Genomic DNA, 6,126 nt, shown 5'->3' with positions numbered 1-6,126 from the left:
AAGAGGTCACACCTGTTCCCATGCCGAACACAGAAGTTAAGCTCTTTAGCGCCGATGGTAGTTGGGCTTACGTTCCGCGAGAGTAGGACGTTGCCGGGCAAATGTTTATAAATGGATGCGATGAGCCGCACTCGAGACCTGTTAGGTCTCTTTTTTTATGTTTAAATTTAGTTGAAATAAAGTAGAAGATAAAGGGCATGTATACAGTATATAATAACTAAGCATATAGAATACGATTTATAACTAAAAAAACATCTCATTTCTTTCTGTAATAAACAGAGAAATGAGATGTTTTTATTTGGTTACGTACTTATATTAGTAATGAATAAAGCATTTTATTCTTATTAATATAGATGTATTTAGGATCAAATTCGCTAACGTTCTTATAAAGTTGGTCTAAATCATTATGATCTTTAAGTTGAATGCCTATAATAACAGAACCTGTATTTTGGCTCGATTTTTTTAAGTATTCAAATTTTGTAATATCATCATTTGGTCCAAGTACTTCGTTAACAAACTCTCTTAATGCACCTGGTCTTTGTGGGAAGTTAACAATAAAGTAATGTTTCATATCTTCAAATAAAAGTGAGCGTTCCTCAATTTCTTTCATTCGGTTAATATCATTGTTACCACCACTGACAATACAAATAACATTTTTACCTTTAATATCATTTTTATAATGATTAAGTGCAGTGACGCTTAATGCGCCAGCTGGTTCTGCAATAATAGCTTGTTTAGAGTACATATCTAGGATTGTACTGCATACTTCACCTTCATCTACAGCCACAAAGTCATCAACAACATTTTTTGAAATTTCGAATGTTAATTGTCCAACTTTTCCTACTGAAGCGCCATCTACAAATTTATCGATATCCGTTAATGTAACAATTTTATTAGCTTTAACAGATTGCGCCATACTACTTGCTCCAAGTGGTTCTACACCAATGACTTGAGTAGTAGGCATTGTATCTTTAAGATAAGTGCCTACTCCTGAAATTAAGCCACCGCCACCGATTGCAGCGAAGCAATAATCAAATTTGATGTTTTCTTCTTCTGCATAATCTACTATTTCTTTAGCAATCGTACCTTGACCAGCAATTGTATTAATATTATCGAATGGATCAATAAAGCTTAATCCAAATTGTTCAGTATAATCTAACGCATGTTTTAAGCAATCATCAAAAGTATCGCCAATTAATTCTATTTGTACAAATTCACCACCGAAAAATTTAACTTGATTAATTTTTTGAGCTGGTGTTGTTACTGGCATAAATATAACAGCTTTGATTTCGAGTTGTTTAGCCGTGAATGCGATACCTTGTGCATGATTACCTGCGCTCGCACAACTAACGCCATTTGCTCGTTCTTCGTCTGTTAACTGATTAATTGCATAGTACGCACCTCTTAATTTAAAGGAACGTACCCATTGCAAATCTTCTCTTTTTAAATATACATTACAGTCAAACTTCTGTGATAAATACATATCTTTTTCTAATGGTGTTTGTTTAACTGTATCTTTTAATTTTAAAAATGCTTCTTCTATATCTTCAGCACTTAAACGTGTTTTTAAGGTCATTCTACCACTCCCAATTAGTTGTGCATTTTTTCATATTGGTTGATCTGTTCTTCATAAGTTAATGTAATAGCAATATCATCTAAACCGTTAACCAATTTATTCTTCCATGTCGCATCTATATCAAAATGATATTTTGCTTCAGGTGTGATAATTTGTTGGTTAGGTAAATCAATCGTTATTTCACTATGTTGTGCTATTGCTTCTCTGTCTTCTTTATTTTCAATTACAATCGGTAACATACCATTTTTAGTACAGTTCATATAAAATATATCACTAAAACTACCTGCTATAATGATTAAGAATCCAAAGTCTTTTAATGCCCAAGCTGCGTGTTCTCTTGATGAGCCACAACCAAAATTATCACCTGAAATAAGTATGCTTGCACCTTTGTATTCTGGTTTATTTAAGTTGAAATCTGGATTATCAGAACCATCTTCTAAATAACGCCATTCGTCGAATAAGAAGGGGCCAAAACCAGTTTTAGAAATTCTTTTCAAAAAAGCTTTTGGAATGATTTGATCCGTATCAATATTATCATTGAGTAGGGGAACTGTTTTACCATTAAAAATATTAATTGGTTCCATTTAAATGACCACCTTTCTAGTATCTACAAATCTTCCGTTAATAGCTGCTGCTGCTGCCATTGCAGGAGATACGAGATGCGTTCTTGCGCCTTTACCTTGACGACCTTCAAAGTTACGATTACTTGTTGAAGCACAGTGAACACCGTTAGGAACTTGGTCAGGGTTCATTCCTAGACACATTGAACATCCAGGTTCACGCCAATCAAATCCTGCTTCTTTGAAAATTTTATCTAGACCAAGTGCTTCTGCTTGAAGTTTAACACTTCTAGAGCCAGGAACGACTATTGCTGTAATATCTTGATGGACTTTATGACCATCTACAATTTTACTTGCTTCAATAAGATCTGAAAGTCTTGCATTTGTACAAGAACCAAGGAAAACATAACCTAGAGGAATATCTCTAGCAGTTTGACCTGGTTGAAGGCCCATGTAATTATAGGCTCTTTCATCATTTAAATCTTTAATTTCTGGGAATGGTGTATTAAAACTAACACCCATTTCAGGACTTGTACCCCAAGTGACTTGTGGTTCAAGATCACTTACGTCTACAGTAATTACTTTATCGTAAGTAGCATCTTCATCTGAATACAAAGTTTTCCAATCTTCAATAGCTGCTTCAAAGTTCTCTGGTTGATATTTACGTCCTCTTACATATTCAAAAGTTGTTTCATCTGGCTTCATCATGCCATATTTAGCACCAGCTTCGATAGCCATATTACAAATTGTCATTCGCTCATCCATTGTCATATTAGAAATAGCTTCACCAGCGAATTCTAAAGCGTAACCAGTACCAAAATCAACTCCGTATTGATTGATTAAGTATAGGATAATATCTTTAGCATAAACACCAGTTGGCAATGTACCATCAACTTGAATTTTCAAGTTCTTTGGTTTAGTTTGCCATAGTGTTTGAGTTGCAAAAACATGTTCTACTTCACTTGTACCTATACCAAAAGCAATAGCTCCAAATGCACCATGCGTTGCAGTATGTGAATCACCACATACGATAGTTTTACCTGGTTGTGTTAAACCTGTTTCTGGGCCAACCATATGCACGATACCTTGTTCATCTGAACCCATATCAAATAACTTTACACCAAATGCTTCACAGTTTTTTTGCAAAGCACTAATTTGTTTATTAGCAATTTCATCTCTAATATTGAATATATCAACTGTAGGTACATTATGATCCAATGTTCCAAACGTTCGATCGGGACGTCTTACTTTCCTATTTTGTAATCTTAAGCCTTCGAATGCTTGAGGAGATGTAACTTCATGAATAAGGTGTAAGTCGATGTATAATAATTGGGGTTCACCTTCTTTACCAGCTATTATATGTCGATTCCATACTTTATCAAATAATGTTTGAGACATGTCGTTTTCCTCCTTCTAAATATTATTTTTGATTGCTTCGAAGACTTCAGATGTACTGTTATTTCCACCTAAATCTTTAGTTGCAATACCTTTCTTGATTGTGCTAAATACGATATCTTCTAAATACTGAGCGCATTCAGGTTGATGTAAACTTTCTCTAATACACATTGCTAATGATAGTAACATTCCACTTGGGTTTGCTTTATTTTGACCAGCTATATCAGGTGCAGAACCATGTATTGGTTCATATAAACTTGGTCCATTCTCACCAAAACTTGCAGAAGGTGAAAGGCCAAGTGATCCTGGGATAACTGAAGCTTCATCACTTAGAATATCCCCAAATAAATTTTCAGTTACAATAACATCAAACTGTTTAGGATTTGTAATTAAATGCATGCTACATGCGTCTACTAAAAGATGATTTAGTGTGACATCTGGATATTCTTTAGAAACTTGTTCTAATGTTTGTCTCCAAAGTTTTGAAGAGCTTAGTACATTTTCTTTATCTACTGATGTAACGATTTTATTTCGTTTAGTAGCTAATTGAAATGCAACGTGTGCGATTCTTGTAATTTCTTCTTTAGTATATGCAAGTGTGTCAATTGCTTTTTCATCATCAAAATATTTTGGTTCTCCAAAATACAAACCACCCGTTAATTCACGTACAATGATAAAATCAGTACCTTTTACGAGTTCTTCTTTTAATGGTGATAAATGTGCAGTTGATTCAGTAACAATAGTTGGTCTAATGTTAGCAAATAAATTTAATGCTTTTCTAATACCTAATAGGCCGTGTTCTGGTCTATTTTTTGGATCAGTCCATTTAGGACCACCAACGGCTCCTAATAATATTGCATCACTGTTTTGACAAGCAGTTAAAGTTTCTGGAGGTAAAGGCTCGCCATGTTTATCGATGGCGATACCTCCAAAATCTTTAGTATCTATTTCATAATCAAAATTAAATTTCTTTGATAATAATTCTAGTATTTCAATACTACCTTCTAAAATTTCTGGACCGATTCCATCACCGGGTAGGGCAGTGATTTTGTATGTCATGACTTTACGCCTTCTTTCAATTTGTTCTCACTGTGTTTAGCATGTGCTTCAACATATGCCTTACAAGAAGCATATAGAATATCGTAGTCAATACCGATACCTGTATATACTTCATCTTCGAATTCTACTTGAACGTGTACTTCAGCTTGAGCATCCGTACCTTCTGTAATAGATTCAATTCGATATTGTTGTAATTCAGGTGTGTAATCAAAAATTCTATCAATTGCATTATAAATTGATGTAATTGAACCTGAACCAATAGATGAGTCTTTATAAGTATTTCCTTCTTTATCTTCAATAACGACAACAGCGCTTTGTAAGCCATTTGATACAAATTGAAGTTGAAGTGCATTTACTTTATAGTATGCATTTTCTTCATGTTCACTACCTTGAAGGATAGCGTGTATATCTCGATCAGTTACTTGTTTTTTCTTATCTGCGACTGATTTAAATTGTTTAAATACTTCCACTTGTTCATCTGGTGAGAGATTGTATCCAAGTTCAATTAACTTTTCACTAAACGCATGTTTACCAGATAGTTTACCAAGTGGTAAAGAGTTTTTAACAACACCGACAAGTTGAGGTGTCATAATTTCATAAGTTTCAGGATTTTTCAAAATACCGTCTTGATGAATACCAGATTCATGACTGAAGGCATTTTGACCAACGATTGCTTTGTTTCTTGGGACTCGAAGACCTGAATATCTACTTACCATGTCGCTTGTGTTTTTAGTTTCAGCTAGATTGATATTAGTAGATAGGTTGTAATGATCTTGTCTAACGTGTAGTGCAAGTGCAATTTCTTCAAGAGCAGTATTACCAGCACGTTCACCGATACCATTAATTGCACCTTCAACTCTTCGTGCACCATTTTCAAAAGCAGATAGGGCATTTGCTACAGCAAGACCTAAATCATCATGACAATGAGAACTATATATCACTTCATGATCACTTTTAATTGTTTCAATAAGTGTCTTAAAGATTTGACCATATTCTGTAGGATAAGAATAACCAACCGTATCTGGAATATTGATAATATCTGCACCAGCATCAACTGCTGTTTGCACTGCTTTAATTAAAAATGGTAAAGATGTTCTTGTAGCATCTTCAGGTGAAAATTGAACTTTTTCAAATAATGTTTTTGCATAAGTTACATTTTCAGTAATAGATGCTAATACTTGTTCTTCAGTCATTTTCAATTTATATTCCAAGTGGATAGGGCTAGTTGCTAAGAAAACATGAATTTGTCTATGTTGTGCTTCTTTTGTTGATTCATGTACAGCATCGATATCTGACTTTTTACATCTAGCTAATCCGCAAACTGCAGTTGTTGTTAATGCTTTAGCAATACTTTCTACTGATTTAAAACTACCTTCACTAGAAGCGGGGAAGCCAGCTTCTATTACATCGACTCCCCATTTTTCTAGTTGTTTAGCAATTTTGAGGCGTTCATCAAATGAAAAACTGACGCCTGGTGTTTGTTCTCCATCTCTTAGTGTTGTATCGAATATTTGAATATGGTCTGACATAATAATC

General features: G+C 34.2%; 5 protein-coding genes and 1 rRNA gene. 1 reads left to right on the top strand and 5 read right to left on the bottom strand.

Annotated features, from left to right (window positions below):
* Positions 1-99 (top strand): 5S ribosomal RNA (gene rrf, locus LQ622_RS11990); the annotation flags it as partial.
* 211 nt (positions 100-310) lie between these two features.
* Here rrf and ilvA read toward each other — a convergent pair.
* Genes ilvA through LQ622_RS11965 form a run of 5 tightly spaced genes read right to left on the bottom strand, consistent with a single transcriptional unit; the run spans position 311 to position 6,119 of the window.
* Complete coding sequence (gene ilvA, locus LQ622_RS11985) at positions 311-1,576, bottom strand: threonine ammonia-lyase IlvA (RefSeq protein WP_239762512.1); 1,266 nt, start codon at positions 1,574-1,576, stop codon at positions 311-313.
* A gap of 14 nt (positions 1,577-1,590) precedes the next feature.
* Entirely contained in the window at positions 1,591-2,160 is a 570-nt protein-coding gene (gene leuD, locus LQ622_RS11980) for a 3-isopropylmalate dehydratase small subunit (protein WP_107577066.1), read from the bottom strand.
* A complete protein-coding gene (gene leuC, locus LQ622_RS11975; RefSeq protein WP_239762514.1) occupies positions 2,161-3,534 on the bottom strand; it encodes a 3-isopropylmalate dehydratase large subunit in 1,374 nt (457 codons plus the stop codon). It abuts the gene before it with no gap.
* A gap of 15 nt (positions 3,535-3,549) precedes the next feature.
* A complete protein-coding gene (gene leuB, locus LQ622_RS11970) occupies positions 3,550-4,590 on the bottom strand; it encodes a 3-isopropylmalate dehydrogenase (protein ID WP_191836004.1) in 1,041 nt (346 codons plus the stop codon).
* The gene (locus tag LQ622_RS11965; protein ID WP_239775234.1) at positions 4,587-6,119 is read right to left on the bottom strand and encodes a 2-isopropylmalate synthase; all 1,533 of its coding nucleotides are present in this window, start codon (positions 6,117-6,119) and stop codon (positions 4,587-4,589) included. The genes leuB and LQ622_RS11965 overlap by 4 nt, the downstream gene beginning before the upstream one ends.
* Positions 6,120-6,126: the final 7 nt, after the last annotated feature.

Origin of the sequence: Mammaliicoccus sp. N-M50, assembly GCF_022386995.1 — a bacterium.
GTDB lineage: Bacteria > Bacillota > Bacilli > Staphylococcales > Staphylococcaceae > Mammaliicoccus > Mammaliicoccus sciuri_A.
This window is presented reverse-complemented; position numbering and strand designations above follow the sequence as displayed.